Source organism: Desulfobacterales bacterium (genome assembly GCA_028704555.1).
Classification (GTDB): domain Bacteria; phylum Desulfobacterota; class Desulfobacteria; order Desulfobacterales; family JAQWFD01; genus JAQWFD01.
Genome location: JAQWFD010000034.1, coordinates 19,145 through 44,737, shown reverse-complemented (window position 1 = coordinate 44,737; position 25,593 = coordinate 19,145). Strand labels below are relative to the sequence as shown.

Below are 25,593 nucleotides of genomic sequence, written 5' to 3'. Positions count from 1 at the left end.
TGATCCAGAAAGGATACATGGTGGTGCTGGTATCAGGAAAAGCAGTCAGTAACAACCGGGATCTGTTAAATGGCCGATGGGATAAAAACGACACCAAGGACAGCGCCAACGTTGCCGACCTCGTGAGTCGGGGCAAGTGCCAGTTCTATGATGACCCAGGACCTGAAATCATGGCGCTTCGAAATCTGCTTTCATTTCGCAAAAGACTTAAGAAAGAAGAACACAGTATGCGAATGCGTATACGCAACAGTCTATTGGCCAAGTTTTTTCCGGAGATGGATCGCCACTGGGGCAGTGGGCTGGAAGAGAATTTGGCGATCATAAAATGGTATCTGGATCCCAAAAAAATAGCCGCCACTGAATTTGATACATTTGTCAACCATGTCACCACAACCGACAGGGGGTTACGGCAAACCCGTCGCTTGAGGACTATTTATGATGCCGCGGCAAACTCTGTGGGAATGCCGGTTACCGCCTCGGATCAGTTTGAGGCAAAAATGCTTGTGGAGAAACTTGTGAATGTCAGACTTCGAATCAGCAACACCATGGAGCAGATCAAAAAAATCAGCAGCTGTATGCCGGAAGAAAAACCGCTGCAAAGCATACCTGGTTTTGGCCCTTATATTTCCGCTCTGGTTATGGCTGTGATCGGCAATCCATTTCGTTTTAGTAACCGGAAGCAGGTCATCCGCTTGGCCGGGTTGGATTTAAATGCCAACCGTAGCGGGAAAACAAGTAACAGCGCTGTGCCGGTCATTTCAAAGCGGGGAGACGGGGATTTGAGGTATGGTCTTTATCAGGCCGCCCTGATAGCCTCTTACCATAACGAGCACTTTCAACGAATTTATCATCGGATGCTTAAATGTCGCGAGGCTGAGCGAGGTATCAAGACCAAAATGAGAGTAAAACTGGCCGCTAAAATGCTGATCATTGCCTGGACATTAATGAAGAAAAACGACGTATTTGATCCATCATATTTAAGCAGTTGAAGCTGTGTTCTGGACAAGAGCGCTTTCAAGACCGTTAAGATTTATATAATTTCGGGAGGGACAATCCGCGCCTTGTCCATACTTTTATGTCCGGTGAAACAGAGGCAAGCTCTGCTGGGGAGCAACTTGCCAAGGGATAGCCGGATGTGGGGAGCATTGAATAATGCACCTGGGGAAGCTGCTGTCGCGGCTTCCCGCTCCTCATATATTATTCAAGGTTTCCCACCCATGCCTTAAAAAAACCCATAAAATCAGAAAGAGCAAAGCGATACAATTTAATTAGTTTCGGCTTGAGAGCCCGATTAAGGACGTTGAGGCAAAAGACCTCGGGAGGGACAATAATGGGCCTCTCTTCTGAACCCTTGATGCTGGATAAGGAATGATGGGTGGTCATGCACCTGCATGAGATACCGGATAAACGTAACGATCAGCAACGGTGTTCGCCGAGAAGAGAAACTGCCGAAATACTTCTGCTATCTGCAGTCGGTGAGGTACGTCCTAAATTTGAAATGAAATGTAACTATCTGTTTATAAAGAAAATAAAAAAATCTTGACATAAGGGATATAGAATGTCCCTTTGTTCACCATATCGGCGATAACGCAGCAATGACCGCGGCAAGTGACATTGATGTTGTTGTTGAGCTTGGAAAAACGGATTTGTTCTATCTTATCGGGATAAAGCAGGAATTAAAGGAACAGTTACACAGAAAGGTGGATTTTATAAGATACAGGGATGGAATGAATGCCTTTTTGAAAAAAGGATAGATAATCACAAATCAAGGTTTGATCCAAGCTCCTGCTTCCGGCCCATCTCAATGCCCTTGTTCGGCAATTCTTTTTTCTCTTTTCTTAATTATAGGAATCAATGATCGCAAGGCGTCATTTACCGAGTTCTCATCCGGAAAAAATTCAGCTACTTCCGGAGCGATGAATACAACATTTGTTCCTTTTTTATATTCCTTAGCGTATTTACCCCTTACGCCCTTGCTGAAATCATATTCTTCAAGCATATCCGGATCATTAGACATCGTTTTCATAATATTTCCTTTCTTTTTTTGTTGCTTTTCTGGCACTGATAATCCTTATATTGTCTCCTCTTTCAGTATGAACGACAATCAACAGACAATTATCATAGGACATTCCAATAAGAATCAGTCTTTTTTCATCGCTTGAATGTAAAGGGTCATCTATGGTTAAGGATAAAGTATCTTTAAAAGCAGTGCTCGCCTCTTCAAATGACACACCATGTTTTTCCAGATTAGTTTTTGCCTTTTTAAAATCCCATTCAAAGATTAACATTTATTGATTCCCATTCCAATTGAGTGTCACCTTTTTGCGTATAAGTAGAAATTTCAATATTGTTTTATTATAGTCATACCCTTTCGAGATAACAACAGCAAAAAAAATGAACCTGCCCCCTTTTGCACTTGCTTGATCAGCCATTTAATGGGTGACACCAATTACAGAAAATCATCCTTATTGTCTGTCTGAATATGGTATCCAAGCGAACACCACCGGTATTGTTCCGGACGCTTAACAATGCCCGCCCGCAAAGGATTAAGATCGATGTATGCAAGGCAGTTTACCAGGGTCTCCCCTTTATCCACGATAACGCTTTTAAACCGGTCTCCCCAGAAATAGCCCCTGCGGTTATGCCGCTTATTATAAAAACGCGCAAATCCCACCTTGACCTCCCGGATAAATTCCGAAAGGCTGGAATATTTTGCCCGAAAAGCCGGAAGCTGCCCCGTGGCAAACACCCGATCATCTCCGTAAAACGCTTCATACCGCTTCTGAATCTGCTCATCTGAATACTTTGTTTCCGGTATCATCTTCGTCAGCAGGTGAAAATAATGATTGGACATAACGCAAAACCCAAGCACATCCAAAAAATAAAAGCTGCTCAGTTTGCGTATTGAATCCAGAAGATAGTCCTTTTCCGGAACTTCAAGAGGGAATCCGGGCAAGGCTGTACGGGAAATTACGTGGTAGATGGACGGGATATCAGTGCGAATAAATCGGGCTATACGAGGCATGGGGCGGACCTCCAAACAAGAGGATAAAGGACGGAATGGATACGTTGGGGGTGAATAAGGCGAAAATCAAACGGGTGGATTCGCTTAAAAAAACGAATAGCTAAATCGACAAAACATGTCAAGAACAGAGAACCTGTCCCTTAGTTCTCCTTTCATGCCAAAATCAGTAGACAGAAAAGCATCCTTATTATCAGTCTGGATGTGGTAACCCAGCGAGCACCACCGGTATTGCTCCGGTCGTTTTACCATGCCCGCCCGCAGAGGATTCAAATCGATATACGCCAGACAGTTCACCAGCGTCTCCCCCTTATCCACGATCACGCTTTTAAACCGGTCTCCCCAGAAATAGCCCCTGCGGTTATAACGCTTATTGTAATACCGTGCAAATCCAACCTTGATCTCCCGAACAAATTCCGAAAGGCTGCCGTATTTTGCCCGGAAAGCCGGTAGCAGCCCCCTGGCAAACACCCGCTCATCCCCATAAAATGCTTCATACCGCTTCTGGATCTGCTCATCCGAAAACTTGGTTTCCGGTATCATTTTTGTTAGGATATGAAAATGGTTGTCTAAGAGACAAAACCCAATAATTTCGGTAAAATAAAGTTTTGAAAACCGTTTGATCAGTCCCAGCAGAAAATCCTTTTCGACATCCCCTATCGGAAAACCGTCCAGGGCTGTCCGGGACATGACATGATACACGGCGGTTTCGTTGGAAACGATCATTCGTGATGTTCTCGGCATTTCTTATTCCCCTCTTTTATATCGTTTCTTTGAAATCATCTCCCTTTAGACCTAACAAGCGTATCCTTTTATGTCTATCATAATTTACCTGTCCCAGTTTTTCTTTATTTTCCCCCTCTCGATGAGTAAAATCTGTAACGCCTTGATATTAAATATAATAATTTTTTATTAAAAATAATTTGACAGGAGGATTATAGAATGTCCCCATTTTTCCCTTAACAAAAAAAAGACCCCCAACTCCGAAGAGAGTCAGGGGTCTTGAGGCTTTCACCTACATCCCGCACCGAGGCGCGATGGATGTCTTCTCCGGGAAGGGAGATTAGGCGATGTCAGCGTACAGGATGGCGTTCGCAGTAGCGGTGGTAGCAGCACCAACTTCAACCAGCGAACCAGCACCGGTGACACCAATCAGCTGAATCATAACGTCATCAGTGCCGTTCTGGGCATACACATAGGTGTCGCCGTCGAACTCAAAGGCCAGAATCTCGCCGTCAGTAGCAGCAACAGCAGCGGCTTCCGCCACCCACTCAGCCAGCGTATCGACTGCAGCCACGCCAGCACCGGACAGGGTCAGGATACCGTCGTCTACCGTGTAGGTCACACCCGCAGCCACACCAGCACCGGTGGCGTCCACTTCAGCAGCGATAGCTTGGTCAGCGCCAATACCATCAGCCTCCAGATCAAGGCGGAGTACGCTGACATTGTCGCCACCAGCCGTCGCCGACTGGAAATGGCCATCATCCGTCGTCAGGTCGGTTGCCGTCGTGATAGCGGCAGACAGACCAAAGTTAGTGACTGCATCGAATGCGGTCGTGGTGGATTCGCTCAGAGCGGCAGTATCGTAAGAAGTAATCGTCACGATGTCACGACCCGTGCCAACATTGATCAAGTCAGCCTCACCAGCGCCGACGATGACGTCGTTACCAGCGCCGCCGTTGATTTCATCAGCGAAGGCGTTGCCGGTGAAGAAGTCATCACCCGAACCGCCGGTAATCTGAACACCTTGAGTGGCGTTGGTCACGTCGATGGTCACGCCAGCAGTCGAGTCGCTTGCATTAACGATGTTCAGGGCGGTGAAGTTGGTCGTGTCTTCAACGATGGAGGTCGCCACATCAGCATTGACTGTGATGGTATCGATACGGTCGCCGTCTTCTATGGAGATCACGACGTTCTCGCCACCACCGGAGGTGTCGGTATCCGGATCTGTAACGATAATGTTGACCGTTTCAACGAAATCAACCGAAACGTCAGCAGTGAACACGTCAGCAGCCAAGCCATCGAAATCAGCATTCACTTCGATGTTCACCACATCGTCATTTGAGCCAGCAGTCGAGGCACCATCGACAGCGGCAATGATCGCGCCACTTGTGACGTTTGCAGTTACCAGCGCTGCCTGATCGTAAGCGATGGTGTTACCACTTTCGATGTCCACGGTACCGGCAGAAGCAGCACCCACTTCCAGGCTCAGGCGGGTTGCGCCGCCAAAATCAGATAGGGTGAAGTTATTGGCCAAGGCGTTGGTGATTGCCAAAGTCTCAATACCGGACAGGATTGCGTCGGCATCCAGAGCGCCTGCCACAGCAGTTGCGACATTCAGGGTGTCGGTGCCATCACCACCAGCGATGGTTACGCTGTCGATCAGGTCGTCAACCGTGATGCTGTCATCACCCGCACCGCCATCAATGCTGGCTGCATCGCCATTAATCAGACCGATCACGGAGATGGTGTCATCGCCGCCACCCAGAGTGATTGTCGCAGTAGCGGTCGCGTTGAGAGTGACAGCCGTCAGTTCGTCGTCAGCGTCACCCAGTGTCACAGCGCCGTCTTCGTTCAGAGTCAGGGCATTAATCACAACACCACCGGTAGCGGTACTGGTCAGGATATCTAGAGCCAGGCTAGAGGCGGTAATTTCCAGGCTGCCGGTACCGGAGATGACAACATCCGTCAGATCAGTCGACGTGATGTCGTCCAGAGTGTTCTCCCCAGTAGCCACAACATTGATGGCTTCGAAACCGTCAGTCACACCATCGCCAGCTTCAACCGTACCAGCATCGGCGCTGGACAGGTTAAGGGTCACGGCGTCAGCAGCACCGGACACCACGCCGTTGGCGAAATCAACGGTAAAGTCGATGCCAGTGCCAGAGCCTTGATTCACAGCAAGAGCAGTCAAAGCCGCAACGTTGTTCACCGTGACATTACCAACCGGACGCAAGGCAGTAATGGTGGTCACACCAGTCCAGCCAGATGCATCAAGCACAAGCCCGGCAGGCGTTGCGTCAGCATTGCGCAGGGAAACGTTTTCGATGTCGGTCAGGTCGACAACCGGGGTAACACCGTCATTGCCGAAAATAGCGTTCAGGGTGTCAGTACCCGCGCCGCCGTTCAGGTTGTCACCGGTGGTGAAGGTCGTGTCGGTAGCAACGTAAGTGTCGTTACCGGACGTACCGGTGAAGGCAGGGGCGGTATCAAGATCAGCAGTGAGCGTAAAGGTCTCACCCTCAACCGCGGTCGTCGTATCACTCGAGGCTACCTGCTCACTTGCCGGAACTGCCGTTACCGCGATGGCTTCATCTTCGCCGTATGCGATATAATGACCCAGAGCGGTCAAACCGGCAGCTGCAAACGCAGCCTGAACGTCGGCAGCGGTCTTGGCGGCCCATTCGGTCGCGGTCGCCGTATCGGCCTGAAGGGCCGCCAGCTTGGATGCAAGGTAGCTGGATTCATCAAACGCATTGGAAGGGTTGACCCCTTCGGCGGAACCGTACTGCAGGTAATGCTGATACGCATCTCCGGTCCAGGCAGCTTCGAAAGCGGCCTGAGCAGCTTCAACGGTCATGTAATTTCCCGCATCGAACATGGCGGTTGCTTTGGCCAGTTTGTACTCGGCCGCATTAAAATAGGCATTGGGAGCCAGGTTTTCGGCATACCCGTACTGGCTGTAATGCTCTTCAGCGGTAAGCCCGTAGACGTTCTGCAGAACCGTCTCAAGAAAAGCAGCGTCCTTGCCGACCCATTCGGACTCGGTCGCCTGCAGCGCCGTCAGTTTCTCACCAAGGTAATACGCCTTATCAAATCCTTGTAATGCCATCTAAATTCCTCCTGATTATTCATGTTAAAAGCTTTGCGGCCCTGTGCCGCGACCTAATGTGTATAACTTTATAAAATGACAAACAAAATTACAAACAAAATATTTTCAACCGGCAGCAAAACGCCGGCCCGCATCAATTTCATGGTGCCTCATGGCGCGCAGATCAACTTGACAAACTGGTCCGCGCAGACAAAGACTTCCCCGGCCGCGGAAACGGTTTCTGCTTCGGCCCTGAAAATATAATTTCGATTGGTTTCCAGGGTTACCGAAAAATGACCGGCATTATCGGTAGCCGTACTTTTTACAAGGTTCAGGGCCTCGTCATAAACCTGAACCCGTTGATTGGCCATCCCCTCTTCCGGGGAATAAACGGCATTTCCATCCAGATCCTTAAAAAATATCCCGTAGATTCTTGAAACGCCGGTATCCGCCGGCGGATCTGTCCCTGCATCCAGGCAGGCAACGCCGGTATCAAAATCCGTCCCCGAAACAAAGGAGATACCGACCCCTGCCGCCTGATACTCACCGCCAAAGACTATGGCACCTTCCGGATAGCCGGCCAGTTCGTCAAGGATCAGCGATGAGACAAACCGGTTGACGGCAAAAACGGCATCGCCTTTGGGAAGGACCGTGATCTGCATGGATTCAGCTGTATTGGGCCACTCATATCCGTAATATGCCATCCGCTCCACGGGTGTCATCGTAAAAGCCAGCGGTTGGGGGTAATCGCCGTGGAGCATGAAAAACGCGCCGGCCCGGGCCGAAGCGTTGAGATCGGAATTAAAGAAAATCGGCGGGTAATCATTGGCGAACACATCCAGCAGCCCCCAGTTTTCTTCCATGAGCGGTAAAAGGTCCGTTTCAATATAATGCCCTGCGGCCCGGGGTTCTGCCCGGACCTGGTTGATCATGTTCAGCACCTGAACCTCGGAGGTCAGGATCGATGAGCCCAGGCAGATTGTTACAAACCATCCGTTCTGCCCGTTTTCAGTCACCCCGCCCCGGATGGAGATACCGGCGAAGGCATAATCTTGAGAAAGAAGGTGGGCCGGGTTGTTTTCTTCGATCTCTTTTTTCAAAAGGTTGTCAATAATGATCGTGCATGCCGCCCTGACCGGCATGTAATTGAAAAAAGAGAGCACCCCGCCGGTTTGCGCCGTGCGGGCAAAGTCATGGGCCGGTTCCGGAACAGGGAGCTCCTGCGCCGAATTGTTTTCCGCAACCGCCAGGGCGTTGAGATATTCATCCGCCTGCCATGGCGTAAAAGCGGTTTCCGCGAAAATCGATCTTTGTTTCAAAAACTCGCTGTCATACCCCAGATCCTGCGCGCAGGAAAAAGGAGCGGTTCTGATATAGTTGATCCGCTCGAGAAGCCAGGCCTCATCCTCCGAGGTATCGGCCAATACCGGGCTGCAGATCAATGCGGTCAGGCACAGCAGGGTTAAAAATATTTTAAGGGGCTTTGGCATATGAATCACGTCAGGGTTAAGGGTTAATGTTTAAAAGACTTAAAGAAGCAAAAGGTGTGCCAGACGGGCAGGATTGAGTAATTTAAACCGGGAAGGTTGGGTTTAAAGGCTTTCGGGTCACCCGGAGTCAAAACGAAAGTCAAACGCGCTGGTTATTTCCGACCAGTTTTTGTCCGATTGAGCCGACAGCTACCATTTCATTTTTATTGCCACACCCGCATTGAACGCGTTGCCGCTGATCACGGAGTACAGCCCCGGTGTTTCATACCGGGTATCGGCAAGATTTTTTACAAACACATCCACCTCAAACGGAAAGAGGTTTCTGATCCGGGCGTTCAGATCCATGGTCCAGGCCCCGGAACATTTTGTGTGGACATCTTCCACCGGGTTGTAAAAGGCCCTTTCGGAAAAATAGTGAACCTCGGGGATGAGCCGGATATTTCCGGTCACATCCCATTCGGCCCGGGCGTTGAACAGAACATCGGAGCCCGTATTATACCCGTAATCAAGCTGCTGATAATGATCAAAGCGGGATCCGTCCGAATCCACATAGGAGTAGTCATTGTATAAATAGGTTTCATCAGGGCCGGTATTGTCCAGCACCGTCAGGTTGCCGGAAAGGGACAAACCATCCAACAGCTTAAAATCGCATTCCAGTTCGGCACCGTAAATGGTCTGGCGGTTTGCAATGGAAAGGCCGGCGCCGGCGTAGCGGTCTTCGATCACATGATTTTCAATCCGGTTTTGAAAAAGGGTCAGCCCGATATTGCGCTTTTTATCCGGTTTCCACGCGACCTGGAAATTAAGGCTGTCTATCTTTTCAAGCAGGATATCTTCCTGTTCGGCCACCTGCGCGGCAAACGGCGTCCGGTAGGCCGTTCCATATGCGGACTTGACCACCCAGTCGGAATAAAGATCCCAGAGCCCGCCAAAATTGTAACTTATTTTATCTTCAAAGCGGTCGTGCCGGTCGTTTCTCACGCCGGCCCACAGTTCAACATTTTTAAATTTATGCCGGTACTGGCCAAATACGGAAGAAAGGTCATTTTCATAATCCACGGTCTCAACTTCCGGCGTAAAGTAAAGATTATCTTCATCCAGGTAGTCGGGGAAAAATCCCTTCCATACCGGGATATCGGAAAATTTTGTTTTTCTCTGTGAAATGCCGGCGGTTAAAAGCCCGTTTGAGGTAAACATGGACCGGTCATAGATCAATTCGGCATAAACGGAATTTTCCGCCGGGTCAAATTCACGGTCAATGATCTCATGGTGCAGCCGGGTTTGGGTGTAATAGCCGGTCAGGCGTATCTTTGAAGCCAGGTCCACGTCTTTTGAAAGTTCCAGTTTAAACGTTTCCGTGGGGGCGGACAGGCGCTCTTCCCACACAAATTCATCTGCCCCGTCCGAAACGGAAAAATGTTTTGTATTATCCGAAAGCCGTGCAGACAGGGTCAGCCATTGCTTGAATGAAACGCTGGAATAAAGCTCAACATACCGGGAATCTGCCGGCATTTCCTGCCCGAATCTGTCTTCGGGCGCAGCAGGCCCGCCGCCTTCATCCCAGAAGCTGACGACATTATATGCGGTGTCATCCTCCCGGGAAACTCTTCCGGATAAGGAGAAAAACAAATCCCATGGACCCTGATCACAGCCATAATTCAGGTAAGCATCCCGTGCTTCATCATCCGATGAAACCCTGGCGCCGGTCTCAAATCCCTGCAGATCCTTTCCGGTCAGGGGCACGGCATTGACAACCCCGGCAAAGGCATCCGGCCCCCAGAGAACGGAACCGGCCCCCCGGACAATCTCGATTCTTTTAACCGGCGCAAGGGAGGTTTCATGGTCAATCAGGTGAAATGATTTATAGGCGCCGGAGCCCATGGGAACCGTATCGTACAGAAACAGCGCCGAATCCTGAATTCCGCGAAGATACGGCACGCTGCCCTTTTCCGTCTGTTCGACAGAAAAGCCCGCCGATTCGGCAAGCGCCTCGGCAATGGTCGTGACCTGTGTCTGATCCATAGTTTCCCGGGTCATCACGCGCACAATGGCAGGCGCTTTGCTTGCAGCTTCTTCCTTCCTGGAAGCAATGGAAATCACTTCAAGGTCCTCCCCCACAAACATCAACATGGTATCAGAAGCCTGGATAACTGATACGGCAAATATCAGCAGAAACAAAACAGCGCCACACATATGTCTGCAAAATATCTTCATCGTTATATCATAACCATTCCGGGTTTCGGTTCACCCATCAACCTTGAACCTTTGCGGTATTGTTCCTTGAATCTCATTCATCTGACCTTTGGTCCGGTCATTCAGCAGGTCTTTCATCAGGTCCGTCATCAGATTTTTCCTCAAGATTTTTCAAAAACACCCTGAACTTCGCCCGGCTCATTCCCAGCAGTTTTGCCGCCGATGTCTGGTTGTTTCCGGCCACCTCCAGCGCCTGTTTGACAAGGCTCTCCTGCACCTGCTGCAAACTGACGCCCTGAGGCGGAAGCTTTACAATTCTGAAGGTCTGACTGGCCGGTTGCGCCACCTTTAAAAACGAGAACGTATCCGATGTCATCCTGCCGGTCTTCCGGGTCAGGATCACCCCCCGCTCAATGACGTTGGCCAGCTCACGGACATTGCCGGGCCAGGGATATTCCATGAGCTTTTGAACTGCGTCCTGCGTAATTTCATAATCTCGTTCATGGGCGAACTTTTTCAGGAAATGTATTGTCAGAGGCACAATATCCTCTTTTCTCTGGCGCAACGGGGAAAGTTCAATCGGAAACACGTTGATCCTGAAAAAAAGATCCTGACGGAATTTGCCCTGGTTCACCATGGTCTCGAGGTTCCGGTTGGTAGCGCATAAGACCCGGACATCAACCGGAATTTCCCGGTTTCCACCCACCCGGTGAAACTGCCTTTCCTGAAGCGCTCTCAGCAGCTTGCCCTGGGATTCCAGAGGAAAATCTCCAATCTCATCCAGAAACAGGGTGCCTCCGGTGGCAAACTCGAACTTGCCCTTTCTCCTTTCGGAAGCACCGGTAAAGGCGCCCTTTTCATAGCCGAAAAGCTCCGATTCAACCAGATTGGGCGAGATCGCGGCACAGTTGACAGGAACAAACCTGCACCCGTTTCGATGGCTCTTTCTGTGAATATACCTGGCAATCAGCTCTTTGCCGGTGCCGGATTCACCGGTGATGAGAACCGGCGTATTCACCGAAGCCACAGTCTCTGCCAGGTCGAGCGCCTCCTTCATTTTCCGGGATCGCAGGATAATATCATGATCGTTATCCGCTTTTTTAAGCGCCTCTTTCATCTCCTGGTTTTCAGAGATCAGGCGTGAAAGCTTCAGCGTTCTTTCTACAGCGGTAAGAATCTGCTCTTCACTGAAGGGTTTTGTAATATAATCGGCACCCCCGTTCCGCATCATTTCCACTGCTGAATCAATGGTTGCAAAGGCGGTGATAAAAATCACGGGGGTAAGGATATTCTCTTCTTTCATCCGGGCAATCAGCTCTCGTCCATCCATTTCAGGCATTTTTATGTCTGAAATTACCATGTCATAGGTATTGGCATACAGCTTTTCCAGCGCCTGGTTTCCATCTCCTGCCTTATCCGTCGAAAATCCCTTTCTCTCAAGCATCATGGAGAGAAGGTTTCTCATTTTTTCTTCATCATCAACTATGAGTAAGTGCGCCATTTATCTTATCAACCTTCAACTTTGAGCTGATCCACCGGACTGTATAATGGTATCATTATACGAAAACTTGCACCGCCGGCCTCCGAGTTCTTTACGCAAATGCTTCCTTCATGGGCTTTTACCACCTGATCCGCAAAGGCAAGTCCCAGACCCGTACCTTTTGCCTTTCGGGTATAAAACGGCTCAAAAATTCTGCCGGCGCTCTCGCTGTCAATACCGGGGCCCTGGTCCCTGACCGCAACCTCCCAGTGCGTTTTACTGATGTGCACGCAAATAAAAACCTTTCCCGTGTTGGGGCCTGCTTCCAGGGCATTTCTGACCACATTGCTCAATGCCCGGGAAAGACGGTCGGAATCCGCCTCTGCAAAACAAGGTTCGGCAGGGATTGAGGTAATAATTTTTTGTTCATCTGAAGCATATTGAATCTCAAATCCGGTGACCACCTGTTCCACCAGTCGGTTAAGATCCGTTAACGCCAATCGGGGTTTATCCGGCCGGGCATAGATCAAAAAACTCTCGATCAAATCATTGAGCCGGGTCACTTCCTCTTCGGCATACGACATAAACAGGTTATCATCCGGAATCATTAAATCTTTTTTAAGCATCTCCATGGAGCTTTTAATAATTGCCAACGGATTTTTTACTTCATGGGCAATCATCATGGAAAACTTGCCGAGTTCAGCCAGGGCCTCCTGCTTAGCCATTTTTTCATGCGCCCGGATCAGGGCGTTGCGGCCTTCCTCAATGGAATCGAGCATTTCATTAAAGGCACGTGCAAGCTTTCCCGTTTCAGGAATGGAGCCGGGGACCGCCCGCACAGAGTTGTCCCCGCCGGAAACTTTTTTTGCAACGGCGGCCAGGGATATGACCGGAGAGACAAGAGAGCGGGATATAAAAAAAAAGATTACACAGAAGACTGCCGCCAGTACCAGCGCCGTCAGAACGAATCTGAGCTGCATGGCCTTCAGTAGAGAATTAATTCCCTCCCGGGTATATTTAAGCCTCACAAGGCCGATCATCTCTTTTTTTGCAGATGAGCCGACCCCCGGGTTCAGCTCATTGATCTGGCTTAAGACAACCGGTCTTTCCACTGTTTCAAAAGGAGGAGAGAAATTCACCGCCTCCTTTACAAGTGTTTCCCCTGCGCCGTTTTCAATCTCAACCGCTGCAATATCCTTTTCGTTCAGGAGACCTAATGCCAGGCCCTTAAGCAGATCCTTTTCGTCTATGAGAATGCCAAGCTCCGCATTAATGGCAAGATTGGCAGCCATATAATCCATACGCTGCTCAAAGCGTAATGTCACAAACCGGTTGATCATCCCGAGACCAAAATATCCCAGCGCAAACGTAGAGGCGCTGATGAGAAACACCGCAGCCATCAGCAGCCGTTGATGAATCCCCGCATTTTTCAAAAGATTCATATTCATAACGGTTCCGGGTTGATTTCCGAATCCTCCGGGCTTTGAACCCGGATACCCAGTTTTTTTGTTATCTTAAAATTAATCTCTTTACGGAATACGGGCGGCGCATCGATGCAGGAACCTGTCTCTAAATAGGCGGTGACCATTTCAGCCGTCTGGATTCCAATGGTTCTGTAATCAAATTCAAAGGAAAAAAAAGCCCCGGAGTTGATAAAAAAACGATTGTACCCGCTCACCCCTTTATTGTGGTACAAGCCCTGCTTTATAATGTACTGAACAATTTTTTCGGAAATCACGGTCTCATCCGGAATCAGCCAGATACAGTCAATCCGGTCCCAGTTTTTCTGCAGCACCCCGGGAATCATTTGCTTTGAATCAACCCTCATGGGAACAATTTGCTTACCCTGGTGAGTGGCGGCTTCAACCGCCTTTTCATAAAAATCTGCGTTATACCTGCTGTCAAAAAGAAGCCCGATATGTTCAAGTTCGGGAAAAGTCCGGACAATTTCATTGATCTGAACAGGCACCGGTATTCTGAGTGAAACGCCGCACCCGACAGAGTTATCGTTCATAAACTCTTCCGGATTCAGAACAGCCGTGTATATCTTTTCGCCCGCGTACCGGTCCATTGCCCAGACAAGCGCGCCTGCCTCAGGCCCGATGGCCACACACAGGGAATAGCCTTTTTCAAGCAGTTCATTTTTTATATCTTCCGAATTACTCCCGGAATCCGACAAGAAATAAACCGCTGCGATGGCTGTTCCATTCTGCTCAATCCCTTTGACCATGCCTTCAAGGACTTCAACATACGGCCGGATTCTTTTGGACACCACCACGGCGAGCCGGTGCTCAGCGCAAAAAGCGTCATCGGCAACAATCACCAGGGGGCAGAACAGAATAAGCCCGTAACAAACCCAGTATTTGAAATAGTGTCGATTCATATCAGCGGCGCATCAGAAGCAAATGTTTATAACGGAATCGAGGCCTTCTTCAATTCCCGATGGAATAGTCAAGCAGCACCTTCGATAGCTGAAGGGCATGAAGGGTGTCGATCATGTTGATCTCGGCGCGGGAGAGGCGCAGTTCGGCATCGAGCAGGTCATTGAGTGAACTCACGCCCAGTTCCGCCGAACGGCTGGCCAGCTGATAGGCTTCGCGGGCCTCTATAAGACTGTCGTCGGCGTTGGTCAGGCGGGCCTGAGACTCCTTCAGCTGTTGATAGCGGGTCTTTACCTCGGTGCCGATGGCGTGGCGCTGATTGATCTGCTGATTCTCCAGGCGCTGAACCGCCAGGCGCTGACGCCGCCAGGCAAACAGGGTCCGTCCGCCCTGAAAGGGCCTGATGCTGACATTAAACGAAACGCTGTAGTAGTCGCGCTCATCATCGCTATAGCGGGCATCATCATAATCGCGCTGGTAATCGGTCCAGGCGGCATCAAGCTCCACACGGGGCAGATTCCGGGCGGCGATGGTGCGTAAATCCTGACGGGCCATCTCGATGTTCAGCAGCGCCATATTCAGTTCAGGACGCTGGTCAAGGGCTGATTGCACACAGGCATCGATCGGCATGCAGGGCTCGGTGATCTGCTGTTGCAGGCTGCCGGTGATATCGAAGGGTTCGTCGCTGTCCAGAGCGAGCCATTCTTTCAGACGGGCCCGGGCAATGGCCAGACGGGATTCGGCGCTGATAAACTGCTGCCGGGCGTTGGAGAGTTCAACCTCGACCTCGAGCAGGCGCAGGCGCGGCGCCAGTTCCTGCCGGCACCAGGCGGCGGCGATATCCCGCTGAGTTTCCAGGCGCCGGATAGATCCGTCCCATTTTTCGACCTGAGCCGTGGCCTGCAGAATATCGTAAAAGCTGGTCTGGATCTCCCGCACCAGCTGCTTCTGCATGAATTTTAATTCGGATTGTCGATATTGCCTGGACTGGCGCGCTCTTTTTAACCCGGCCACGCCGGAAAGACCGGCAAAAACCGGCTGGGACAGCCGGTAGCTGTAGCTGTTGCTGTCCTGATCCAGATAATCGGAATCGCGCTCATCGCTGCTGCCGTTGCTGAGCTGATTGAAGCCGTAGCTCATGCTGAATGTGGGAAGAAAAGCGCCCCAGGCTTCTTTAATCCCCTCACCCGCTTCATCGACTGCGAGGCGGTAGGCTTTTATTTCCGGATTATCCGAAAGCCCCCGATCGATGCATTCCTGCAGGGTTAACGGGGACGCGAACGCCGGGGCACAAAAAAAGAGCAGAATAATTGTCAGAAATAATCTCATAACATTTCGTTTCACCTTAACACCGATTTTCACAGATTGGATTGATTGCCAAAGAATTCGGGATGTTAATTTTCCCGAAGCGCCCGGTCAAAATTTTCTTTTAACGGTTCCAGTGCGTAATCCAGCACCGTACGCGGTTTGGTACGTATATACACCGCCGCGGGCATGCCGGCGGTCAGGTAAAGGTCGTTGGCTGCCAGTTCTTCTTTATCCAGCTGGATATGCGCCACATACGTGGGTTGCTCACCGTAGGGGGTGCGCTGCATGATTCTGTCCGCGGAGATGTAGACCACGGTTCCGACCACCTTGGGCGTGGTGCGCTGACTGAATGCCAGCAGTTGAACGTCGGCCGGCTGTCCTTTAAAGACATGGGTGATATCCTTGACCATGATCCGGCACTCGATGATCAGCGGGCTGTCTTTGGGAACGATATCGAGCAGGGGTTGTCCCGGACTGACCACCCCCCCGGCGGAGTGGACCTGAAGGGCGACCACTTCACCGCTGACAGGCGCCGTAACGGTCAGCCGCTGACGGGCATCGTCCAGAGGAAGCAGCTGCTGCTGCAGATCGTAGATGCGCTGGGCCACTTCAGACTGACGGGTCACCGCCTGCTGGCGGTAATCATTGTCAAGCGCGTTGATGCGCAGCTCAAACTCGGCGATCCGCTCCTTGAGTTCTGCCCGTGATCCGTGTATCTGGGCCTTGATACCGCGATGCTCGGCCAGCGCCCGGCGCAATTCCAGAATGCGGGTTTTATCGATATAATGATCCTTGTACAGGACCAGCTTGGCATCGAGTTCCTCCTGCAGGGCGTCGATAATCTGCTGCTCGGCGACAAGACGGCCATCGAGGCTGATTTCCTGCTCACGCAGCTGATCGATCTGCTTTTCGAGAAGGGCCGTCTGATTTTTTAGCGCTCTGCGACCCGATGTAAACACCTTGTTGGCCGATTTGACCAATTCGTCAAATTTGACTTGAGCCACAACGATCGATCGCTCCGGCCATTGCGGGGCTGCGGCCAGTTCCTTTTCCGCATCAAGTCGGGCATTTTCGATCAGCGTTGCCGTCAGCTGCAGATTCAGTTGGTCGATGGCGGCCATGACACGGGCATTTTCGAGCAATATCAGCGGCTGCCCGACTTCAACCTTGTCTCCGTTACGAACCAGAATCTGCCGGACGATACCGCCTTCAAGATGCTGTACGGTTTTACGCTCGGTATCCACCCTCACCTCCCCGGATGCGATAACGGCGCCGGTAATCTGGGCCAGCGTCATCCACAGCCCGCCGATACCGAAAAACACGCCGACAATAATAAGACCGGCGGCAATAATGCGGCGGCTGTCGGCAAAACCAATGTTCAGGTTGTGCGGCGGGATGGTTTCATCCTGAATCTACTCATAGTCTTCTCTGGTGATACGGTTGCGCCCCAGCAAGCGGCGGAACGGATTGAATTGGAATCGGTTCTGTTTCATATATCCCGTTTAATAATTATTTGGTTATGGATCAGCTGCCGGAATGGCTATTACTTAAACTGCCGGGGTTTTATGCTTCCGGCTTCAGCTTTCAGCCTTTTTTTACGAGGCAGCCCGTTGCTGACTCTGCACTTCTATCAGCTTCTGGAACACGGCATCGCGGGGTCCGAACATAGCCAGTTGCCCGGCCCTGAGCATGAGAATTTTATCGACACCAGACAGCAGGGCGGGTTTATGAGAAACTACCACTAAAGTGGACCCCTGTGCTTTCAATTGAGCCCAGGAGTTCAATAACGCCTTCTCTCCCTCGTCATCCAGATTGGAATTCGGCTCATCCAGCACCACCAGCCTGGGGCCGCCATACAGCGCCCGGGCCAGGCCGATTCGTTGGCGCTGCCCCCCGGACAGGACAACGCCCCCTTCGCCGATACGGGTATCATATCCCTGGGGAAAATTGAGAACCAACTCGTGAACGCCGGCCTGACGGGCGGCGGCAATCACCTTTTCGGAATCCACCTCACCCAGGCGGGCGATATTGTCGGCGACGGTGCCGGTGAACAGCTCCACATCCTGAGGCAGATAACCGATATGCGGCCCGAGTTTTTCCTGATCCCATGTGTAGATATCCGCGCCATCCAGGCGGACCTTGCCGCCGCTGGAGGGCCAGATTCCCAGAAGAAGACGGCAGAGTGTGGATTTTCCCGCGCCCGAAGGCCCGATCAGACCCAGAGATTCACCGGGCTGCAGGGCAAAATTAATATCACGCAGGATGTATGTCCCCTGCAGGACAAATGTGACATGTTCGGCCGTCAACTGACCGTGAGGATCGGGCAGATCCATGCCTGCCGCAGTGCCGGGCCTTTCAAACAGCGCCTCCAGCCGTTTCCATGCCCCGCGGGCTTCGACCATCATCTTCCAGGATCCGATACCGCTTTGTACCGGCGCCAGTGCTTTGCCCATAATGATGGAAGCGGCAATCATACAGCCGGCGGTCGCTTCCCCTTTGAGAGTCAGCCAGGCGCCGACACCGTAGATAAACACCTGCATGGACTGACGCAGCCAGCCGGACAGGGACTGAACCAGACCGGCCTTTCGGCTGGCATGGGTCTGGAGTTTTATGACGGTATCGTTAAAGCCCTGCCAGCGGGCCGTGACGCCCCCCAGCATTCCCATGCTGCGGACGGGGCCAGCATTCCGGCGGGCGGTTTCGACAAATCTCGAGGAAAACCCGCTCACGACATTCGCGGCATCGAGGGGCTTTCGCGTCACTTTTTCGTTAATTAAGGCAAAAATAATGAGCAGCACTGCACCCCCCGTGGCCACAAGCCCCAGCAGCGGATGCAATATATAAATAACCGCCAGAAACAGCGGCGTCCACGGGATATCGAACAGGGTAAAGATGGCATTGCCGGCAAAAAAATTACGCAGGGTGTTCACATCGCGCAATGTGGCCTGATTGGGCTGCATCCCGGCCAGGGCCGCCTGCTTTAAAATGTTGTCCAGGACATCACGGCTCAGGGCGATATCGATAGCCACACCGCACCGGACCAGCAGACGCGAACGGACAAACTCCAGCAACGACATGACGATCAGCGACAACACCGCAGCGACGGTGATGGCATACAGGGTCGGCATGCTGTAGCTGGACAGAACGCGGTCGTAGATCTGCAGCATATAGATTGGAAAGGTCAGTTGCAGGATGTTGATAAAAAGGCTGAAAAAACCACCATATACCAGGTAGCCCCGCCACTGCTTAAGATACTTTTTCATTCAGTCAGTTCCCGTCGTTTTTTTGTAACATAACAAATTTTCAGATATTCTGTCCGGGGTCAAGAAAAATATTCCCGGACACCCGTTTCCGATGCATGAATCCTGATACATTGCATACATCTTCTGTCATATGAAGCTTTTTTTCATCCGAAGCAGCGGCTGCTCGAGAAAATACCAGGAAAGGCTTACGCAAATGAGCGTAAGCAGAGCGGCAATGACGATACGTTGCCCGTGTGACAGACTTGTGCACCCTGAATTCAGAAAATAGATAATAGGATAGTGCCATAAATAAAGGCCGTAAGAAACGCGCCCTGTCCAAATGAGCGACGGACGGCATAACAGCTTGCCCATGAAGGCTTGCGGGTGGTTGACCAGTTCAAGAATCACGATGGAAGCAGCAAAAGCGACAATGCCGTACTGCCACCGGTAAAGTTCCGGCGTCTGCCAGTTGGCGGTTACGATAAGCGCCCCGAGCGCCAGAGCGGCAACCCAGTGGCCGCCAAGTGCCACAAAACGGAACCGCCGCTGCCAGCCGCTCAGATAACCGGCGTTCCAGAGAGAGGCCAGCAGACAGCCGGCCAGCAGCATATCCGCACGGCACCCGAAACCGTTGTACACCCGATCCCAGCTTGCCCCCTGATTCAGGAGGCAGAGCCTCCATCCCCAGGAAATAAACAACAGGGCGGCTATCGCCAGAATGCGCCGGAAAACATGCAGGCGCAGCATCAGAATCAGCATCAGCGGCCATAGCGCGTAAAATTGTTCTTCGATCGATAGCGACCAGCCGTGCCCCAGAATAGCCGGGCGGTGAAGGTCGAAAGCACGGGTCCAGTTGGCTGCGTAAAACAAAACCATAAAGGCATCCTGCAAATGGCGCAGCTGGTCTATGGGATTGGGAAAATACCAGTAGCAAAACGCCACAAACACGACCAGCATCAGAAGCAAAGCGGGCATTAAGCGTAACAGGCGACGCATATAAAAATGTCTGAGGCTAATTTTGCCGTAATTCTGGTGCTCCTGCAACAACAGGACTGTAATCAGAAAACCGCTGAGAACAAAAAAAATATCTACCCCGATAAAGGCCCCGGAGAAACCCGGCATGTCGGCATGAAACAGGAAAACCAGCAAAACGGCAATACCCCGCAACGCATCCAATGCAGGGAGGTGACCGGTCAATCTGGGGCCGGGATGGCCATCAACTTCTGCAAGATGAGGATGGGAGGCCATGACCCCATATTCAGCGCTTTGAATCCGACTCATTGTGCCACGCAGAATCCGTCACCGCGGGAAGCATTGTTCATAACATATTCGATAAACATCTTTGAATAATAAGGATCACCAGCAGCAAAAAGCTTTGCGTGACGCTGCATCATATAGCCGGCTTCAGATTCAGCCCTGGCGCGGTGTTTCTGCAGAGAATCACACCCCCTGGATATTGATTCATAATGGTATGCTTCACAGTATGGCGTAAGTACATTTATAAAGCCAGACTCATAAAGGCGAAGACAGAGGTCAACATCATTATACGAGATTGGCAGATGTAGCTCATCCAATCCGCCAAGCTGAGCATAAAGATTTTTTTTAATCATCAAACAGGCCCCGGTAACGGCACTGATATTTTGTAACAAAAATGGAAATCCTTTTTTGCCGGCAAAATCCCCGGGGCATCCATTGTAAAGGTGACCGGCCAATCCATTCAAGCCAAGCATGGTTCCTGCGTGTTGAATTGTGCCATTCGGATAATAGAGCATCGCCCCTACGGCACCGACTTCAGGCCGGCAGGAATGTTCCAGCAGGGATTGCAACCAGTCGGGTGTAATGATTTTAATATCATTATTCAACAGGACAAGATGTTCACCCCCAGCATGACTCACGGCGTAATTGTTGATTTTGGAATAATTAAACGGGATATTATATTCTATAAAGCGTACCCTCGAATCACGCTGTTCAAAATGGCACATAGCTTTATACACATCCGGGTCGGTGCTGTTATTGCTGATTCCTATAATCTCGTAGTTGGAATAAGTTGATCGGCTTAAAATGGTGTTAAGACACATCTTCAGAAGATCGGGTCTGTCTTTAAAGGGAATCAGTACTGAAACCAGGGGCTGCCCCGGAAAACGACGTTTAACATAAAAGGTTTCCGGCGCAATGCTTGGGATGACAACCGCATCAATCCTGCGACGGTCTACAGCCGCTTCAAGAACTTGTTTCGCTTCTGAAGCCCGGGCCGGCCGATACCTATAGAAAGTCACCAGCGGAAAATGGTAAATTCTGTCGGTCTGCTCTGTGATATGGAGCAAAAGGTCGTAGGGCAGGCTCTTAAGACTTAAAGATTTATTCACAATAGAGACTTGAGCCAGGACCCCGGTACGGCAAAAAAAGGTAGACCCAATGTAGTTAACGGAAAGTAATAAATCGGGTGACCAATGAGGCTTACGCCGAATATTTAAAGATTTGGTACCAGGGCCGGCAGCCTCTTCTTCATCGGAGTATATAAGATCAGCATCCGGATGCTGATTTAAAAATTCGGCAACGGAAAAAAGTGCTGTTGTATTTAACCGCTCAGAGCCATCCAGCAGTAGCACGTAATCTCCCCTTACATGCTTTAATATATCCTCCAGTGTATTCGTACAAAGAGTTGTCTCTGAAATCCGGTGCAGCTTTATTCGTTTGTCTGCAGACAGAGGCAGTTTTTTTTCAACCTCACAATATTGTTCTTCAGCGTAGACAACGATAAATTCCCATAGGGGATAAGTCTGTTTAATCAATGACTTAACTGTAAGTTTGAATCCGGGAGAACTTGATTCATAAACAATGATAATAGAGAAAAGCGGTTGGTACGACAGGCGTTTCAGGGATTGCATTGTCGGAGCTGCGGCCTTTAATACAACAGCGCTGACCTGCTCCCGGATGTGATAGAATCGATCGATAAATTTGCAAGCCAGATATTCGCCTAAAACGGTAACAAGCATTTTTCTTGCACTGTGGCGAAGCCGCATTAATATAATTTGTTCTAAATGATGGTGCATCCGATACTTCTTATTCTTTATGCTGTTTAACGATGTGCAATCACCTGCCCCATTACGCTGGCAAAGTTCTGCTGACTGCAATCCCGCTTTATAGCCTCAGTAGCCGCATCCGACAGCTTCTGCCACAACGACTCTGAATTGTACAGAGCGGTCAACTGTTCTGCAAAATCTTCAGGGGTTTCAGCCGAAAGGAGTTCTTCACCATGCATCCAGCCGAGCTGTTCGACAAGAAGCCTGGTAGCCACAACGGGAAGACCGTGAGCGGCTGCCTCATGAACTTTGTGGGGAATACCGGCCGCAAAACGGGTGGGTGCGATAAACACTCTGGCCTGGCTATACCGTGCTGACAAGTCTCCAACGCAACCGAGAATACGGATATCCCTTGAGGCAAGGGCCATCACCCGTTTCGAGGTACAGTTGCCGGCCAGGTAGAGAACGACATCGGGAAGTGTGGCCTGGACAAGTGGCCACACAGATTCCACAAACCAGACGATTCCATCAACATTTGGCGAATCTTCATCTGTAAGCGCGCCAACAAACAGTATCCCATTACGGCTGCTGAACGGATCTATACACTTGCTTGGCATTAATGCATGGGGCAGAACCTGAACGTTAGAGCAAACCTGTTTAAAGTACTCCGCTTCAGATTGCGAAACCGTGACGACCGAATCGACCTCTTCCGCTAATTTCAGCTCGGCGCGAAGTTGCTTTTGCTCCTGCTCCGCGGTCATGGGCTTTCCAAGCACCTTATGCTTTTTTATTTCCCGCAGAGCAGATACTGCTTCCGCATCATAAACCAGCTGTGCGCCGCCGAGCAGTCCCCAGTCATTTCCCAACTTCGACCTGACAATTTCCATATTATGAGGACGGCTGATCCAGACCGTGTTGTAGTAACCATAACGGCTTTTCAAAAATTTCTTTAATTTTTCCTCTCCGTAATCGAGCATAATTTCAACGGTATCTGGTAAAGTCTGATAACACTGTTTCCAGTCATCTCGCGGAATGATCAGGGGATAATAAGTAACCGACCAGCCTTGACGAACCATCTCTTTGACAATGGATGCCGCTCTGGGATAACCGGTTCCCAGGAAGGAATGAGGAACTCGGTCATCAATGACGAGAATGCGTATCGGATCTTCATCATGTGAACGCGCAAGCAAAGCATGCTGAGCGGATGCGGGAAACCTGCCGTCGAGAAACGAGCGGTGACGATTGACAAAAATTTTCCGATTGCGTTGCTGCAATTTCAACGCCCTTTCCCGCGAGGCAGAACTGCCGAACTCATAATGGACAATACGCGCCGCTGGTTCATAGACAACGCTCAAACGCTGTTCCCAGATTCGGGCACAGAGATCTGTTTCCTCATAGTATGCAGGAGCAAAAATTTCATCAAAACCACCGAGTTTTTCAAACAAATCCCGCCGGATCAACAAAAACGCGCCGGAACAATAATCAACCGGACGCACAAACCGGTATTGCGGCTGATCTGGGTTATCCCCCCGTCCATAGCCAAGGCAGGTGCCGTCCCGCCAAATTATGCTTCCCGCTTCCTGGAGGGTGCCGTCCGGCAGGACAATCGGACCGCCAACAGCTCCGATTTTATCGTTTTGATAAATTCTGTCAACGGCTGCTTTCAAGGAACCTGATAACATTTGGGTATCATTGTTAAGAAAAAGGAGGTAACTGCCCCCGGCATTTTGAGCGGCCTGATTGACGGCTTTGAGAAAGCCCGGATTGTCCTGATTGACAATATAGTCTGCCCCGGAGATCAACTCCATCATCTGAGCGGTTTGATCAGTAGAGCCATTATCGACAATAATCGTTTCAAACGCAACCTGACTCTCAGAGGCCAGGGACGTCAAACAGCGCAAGGTCAATTCAGCCTGATTATAGAGTACTATAATAATTGATACGACAGGTTGATCGCTTAACGGGATGGACAGGGTTCTTTTTTTTGCCAGAAACATGTCTAATCCCTGGCATGCTTCCCGCCGAAATTTTTCCCGGTGATGCTCAAGAGAATCGACACTTAGCTGTTTGATTGAGGATTTGTCAGACGAACCAGGCTTCCCGGCAGAAATCTGGTCAAAAACAAAACTCCGACAACAGCGTAACCAGAAGCGTAAAACCGGATGATTGGCAACAAAAGAGCGTAAACCACTGGAGCAGAAACGCAGAGGTGCAGTCAATTGCCAGGAGGTTGATGACTTCAAAGCGCTAAGCTCAGAGGACAGCAAAGAGCAATGCAATTTTAAATTATTTCGTTCCTGCTCCAGGTTGTTTCGTTCCTGCTCCAATCTCTGCACATTCTTCAAAGTATCGGCGATCCGCTCATCGTAAGCCTGTTTCAACGCCGTAACCTGTTTCGTCAGCAACTGAAAATCACTTGACACCGGCCAGGAAATTTCTACATTGAATACCCCTCCGTCTGAAAGCCCGGCTAAAATATCGGGGGCTATCGGCAACTCCCAGGACGGATCGTTGCCACAGGACAATATCAGAGTACGAGTCGACTTATTCTCCCAGGCAGGAAGAATCTGCTGCATGTGTGTTTCATCCCACTCACCCTGCCGGCCCTCCCATTGCCATATCGTGTTTCCCTCAGAGTTTCGTAACATCATGCGGTGCAGGGAAATGATCCCCTGTCGATCTGCAGGATCAAATCTCAAAGCAGTAATGGCCGATTGAGGTGGGATCAAAAATTGGATGTGTTGCCGCCCAACACCGATTTCTCCTAAAGCAAGGGTACTGTTTTCCTGGCTGAAAAGCTCGTTCTCACATCGCCAGAACAACTGTAGCGAAAAAGCCCATCGACTTTCCGGCCAGATTGCGTTCTCGGCAGCAGCATTCTGTGTGACGACATCAGCTTCAATGACATATTGATAAGTCAAGGCATCCGGCGATAATAAAAGCTGCTTTCGACAAGGACCTGACAATTGTTCAAGAAACACCTTAAACTCGGACTGACACGGATCAAGATCAACCCGATCAAAAAAAGACGGCTTAAACCCTGATTCGCGTAACAGTTTTTCCAAGGAATCACGCGTAAAAAAACGTACATGGGTTTCGTCCAACAGACCCACCTTGCGATATTCAAAGTGTCCGGCCATCAACTCCGCAATCAGCCCGGAATAAGCCACATTGGGTACTGAAATCAGGATATGACCTTCCGGTGCCAACAGATCCGGTAATTGACTGAGTAATGCTGCCGGATTATTCAGATGCTCGAGAATATCAGCACAGACAATGTAATCGTACGTTTGAACCGGAAATAATTCGCTTAAATGTATTGTCTGCAGATCTGCGATTTGACAACAGCGATAGCTGCTGGCAGCCCGTATCGAAAAATACGGATCGATATCTACGCCATCCAATATGCATTGTTTATCCTTGACCAGATAGCGCCCCAATGCGCAAGCACCGGCCCCCAGATCAAGGACAGTACTACCGTGAGCAATACGCAAAGCAATTTTTGCTGGCGAATTGTTCGCTTCAGGGTCAAAAATCTGTTCATATTTATAGCTGTTATGTGTATCAGACATAAAAATAACTTCCGTTTTCAATTCAGGCCAAATCACACCCGGAAGCCCTGTAAAAACTCGTAATCTAAAGG

The 25,593-nt window shown here is 50.3% G+C and carries 18 protein-coding genes; 2 read left to right on the top strand and 16 right to left on the bottom strand.

Translation table 11 applies throughout. From position 1 onward, the window contains the following. Together PHQ97_12345 and PHQ97_12340 are read left to right on the top strand one after the other, a co-directional pair. A partial coding sequence (locus tag PHQ97_12345) for a transposase (protein ID MDD4393523.1) occupies positions 1–989 on the top strand: 989 nt, incomplete at its 5' end. A 606-nt stretch (positions 990–1,595) separates the two neighbouring features. Further along, positions 1,596–1,754, top strand: a complete 159-nt coding sequence (locus tag PHQ97_12340; protein ID MDD4393522.1) for a hypothetical protein — start codon at positions 1,596–1,598, stop codon at positions 1,752–1,754. Between the two features lie 47 nt (positions 1,755–1,801). Here the strand turns inward: PHQ97_12340 and PHQ97_12335 are convergent, their stop codons facing one another. From PHQ97_12335 to PHQ97_12260, 16 genes are all read right to left on the bottom strand, one after another. After that, positions 1,802–2,026: a hypothetical protein gene (locus PHQ97_12335; protein MDD4393521.1), complete on the bottom strand. Its 225-nt coding sequence runs from the start codon at positions 2,024–2,026 to the stop codon at positions 1,802–1,804. Beyond that, complete coding sequence (locus PHQ97_12330; protein MDD4393520.1) at positions 2,010–2,288, bottom strand: BrnT family toxin; 279 nt, start codon at positions 2,286–2,288, stop codon at positions 2,010–2,012. Before PHQ97_12330 ends, PHQ97_12335 begins: the two co-directional genes overlap by 17 nt. A 161-nt stretch (positions 2,289–2,449) precedes the next feature. Then, positions 2,450–3,025: a hypothetical protein gene (locus PHQ97_12325; protein ID MDD4393519.1), complete on the bottom strand. Its 576-nt coding sequence runs from the start codon at positions 3,023–3,025 to the stop codon at positions 2,450–2,452. Between the two features lie 84 nt (positions 3,026–3,109). Further along, complete coding sequence (locus PHQ97_12320; protein MDD4393518.1) at positions 3,110–3,766, bottom strand: hypothetical protein; 657 nt, start codon at positions 3,764–3,766, stop codon at positions 3,110–3,112. Positions 3,767–4,085: 319 nt separating this feature from the next. Continuing rightward, positions 4,086–6,854, bottom strand: a complete 2,769-nt coding sequence (locus PHQ97_12315; GenBank protein ID MDD4393517.1) for a calcium-binding protein — start codon at positions 6,852–6,854, stop codon at positions 4,086–4,088. A 149-nt stretch (positions 6,855–7,003) separates the two neighbouring features. Then, complete coding sequence (locus PHQ97_12310) at positions 7,004–8,323, bottom strand: hypothetical protein (protein ID MDD4393516.1); 1,320 nt, start codon at positions 8,321–8,323, stop codon at positions 7,004–7,006. Positions 8,324–8,512: 189 nt separating this feature from the next. Continuing rightward, positions 8,513–10,537, bottom strand: coding sequence for a TonB-dependent receptor plug domain-containing protein (locus tag PHQ97_12305; protein MDD4393515.1), 2,025 nt, complete (start codon positions 10,535–10,537; stop codon positions 8,513–8,515). Positions 10,538–10,634: 97 nt separating this feature from the next. After that, a complete protein-coding gene (locus PHQ97_12300; protein MDD4393514.1) occupies positions 10,635–12,017 on the bottom strand; it encodes a sigma-54 dependent transcriptional regulator in 1,383 nt (460 codons plus the stop codon). 8 nt (positions 12,018–12,025) lie between these two features. Then, positions 12,026–13,444 carry an ATP-binding protein gene (locus PHQ97_12295; protein ID MDD4393513.1) on the bottom strand — a complete coding sequence of 473 codons (1,419 nt, stop codon included), beginning with the start codon at positions 13,442–13,444 and terminating at the stop codon, positions 12,026–12,028. Continuing rightward, complete coding sequence (locus tag PHQ97_12290; protein ID MDD4393512.1) at positions 13,441–14,379, bottom strand: ABC transporter substrate binding protein; 939 nt, start codon at positions 14,377–14,379, stop codon at positions 13,441–13,443. The genes PHQ97_12295 and PHQ97_12290 overlap by 4 nt, the downstream gene beginning before the upstream one ends. A gap of 49 nt (positions 14,380–14,428) precedes the next feature. Then, a complete protein-coding gene (locus PHQ97_12285; protein ID MDD4393511.1) occupies positions 14,429–15,706 on the bottom strand; it encodes a TolC family protein in 1,278 nt (425 codons plus the stop codon). 65 nt (positions 15,707–15,771) lie between these two features. Beyond that, on the bottom strand, positions 15,772–17,034 hold the full coding sequence (locus tag PHQ97_12280) for an HlyD family type I secretion periplasmic adaptor subunit (protein ID MDD4393510.1): 1,263 nt from the start codon (positions 17,032–17,034) through the stop codon (positions 15,772–15,774). Positions 17,035–17,280: 246 nt separating this feature from the next. Further along, on the bottom strand, positions 17,281–18,948 hold the full coding sequence (locus PHQ97_12275; protein MDD4393509.1) for a type I secretion system permease/ATPase: 1,668 nt from the start codon (positions 18,946–18,948) through the stop codon (positions 17,281–17,283). Between the two features lie 126 nt (positions 18,949–19,074). After that, complete coding sequence (locus tag PHQ97_12270) at positions 19,075–20,208, bottom strand: acyltransferase (protein ID MDD4393508.1); 1,134 nt, start codon at positions 20,206–20,208, stop codon at positions 19,075–19,077. Continuing rightward, entirely contained in the window at positions 20,205–22,061 is a 1,857-nt protein-coding gene (locus PHQ97_12265; GenBank protein MDD4393507.1) for a glycosyltransferase family 2 protein, read from the bottom strand. The genes PHQ97_12270 and PHQ97_12265 overlap by 4 nt, the downstream gene beginning before the upstream one ends. Next, entirely contained in the window at positions 22,007–25,522 is a 3,516-nt protein-coding gene (locus tag PHQ97_12260) for a glycosyltransferase (GenBank protein MDD4393506.1), read from the bottom strand. Before PHQ97_12260 ends, PHQ97_12265 begins: the two co-directional genes overlap by 55 nt. Between the last annotated feature and the right edge of the window lie 71 nt (positions 25,523–25,593).

Bases quoted from the DNA above. Each gene is read 5' to 3' on its own strand.
- PHQ97_12340 (MDD4393522.1), top strand. From the start codon at position 1,596: ATGACCGCGGCAAGTGACATTGATGTTGTTGTTGAGCTTGGAAAAACG.
- PHQ97_12305 (MDD4393515.1), bottom strand. From the start codon at position 10,537: ATGAAGATATTTTGCAGACATATGTGTGGCGCTGTTTTGTTTCTGCTG.
- PHQ97_12310 (MDD4393516.1), bottom strand. From the start codon at position 8,323: ATGCCAAAGCCCCTTAAAATATTTTTAACCCTGCTGTGCCTGACCGCA.
- PHQ97_12285 (MDD4393511.1), bottom strand. From the start codon at position 15,706: ATGAGATTATTTCTGACAATTATTCTGCTCTTTTTTTGTGCCCCGGCG.
- PHQ97_12330 (MDD4393520.1), bottom strand. From the start codon at position 2,288: ATGTTAATCTTTGAATGGGATTTTAAAAAGGCAAAAACTAATCTGGAA.
- PHQ97_12315 (MDD4393517.1), bottom strand. From the start codon at position 6,854: ATGGCATTACAAGGATTTGATAAGGCGTATTACCTTGGTGAGAAACTG.
- PHQ97_12300 (MDD4393514.1), bottom strand. From the start codon at position 12,017: ATGGCGCACTTACTCATAGTTGATGATGAAGAAAAAATGAGAAACCTT.
- PHQ97_12325 (MDD4393519.1), bottom strand. From the start codon at position 3,025: ATGCCTCGTATAGCCCGATTTATTCGCACTGATATCCCGTCCATCTAC.
- PHQ97_12260 (MDD4393506.1), bottom strand. From the start codon at position 25,522: ATGTCTGATACACATAACAGCTATAAATATGAACAGATTTTTGACCCT.
- PHQ97_12275 (MDD4393509.1), bottom strand. From the start codon at position 18,948: ATGAAAAAGTATCTTAAGCAGTGGCGGGGCTACCTGGTATATGGTGGT.
- PHQ97_12270 (MDD4393508.1), bottom strand. From the start codon at position 20,208: ATGAGTCGGATTCAAAGCGCTGAATATGGGGTCATGGCCTCCCATCCT.
- PHQ97_12295 (MDD4393513.1), bottom strand. From the start codon at position 13,444: ATGAATATGAATCTTTTGAAAAATGCGGGGATTCATCAACGGCTGCTG.
- PHQ97_12290 (MDD4393512.1), bottom strand. From the start codon at position 14,379: ATGAATCGACACTATTTCAAATACTGGGTTTGTTACGGGCTTATTCTG.
- PHQ97_12320 (MDD4393518.1), bottom strand. From the start codon at position 3,766: ATGCCGAGAACATCACGAATGATCGTTTCCAACGAAACCGCCGTGTAT.
- PHQ97_12335 (MDD4393521.1), bottom strand. From the start codon at position 2,026: ATGAAAACGATGTCTAATGATCCGGATATGCTTGAAGAATATGATTTC.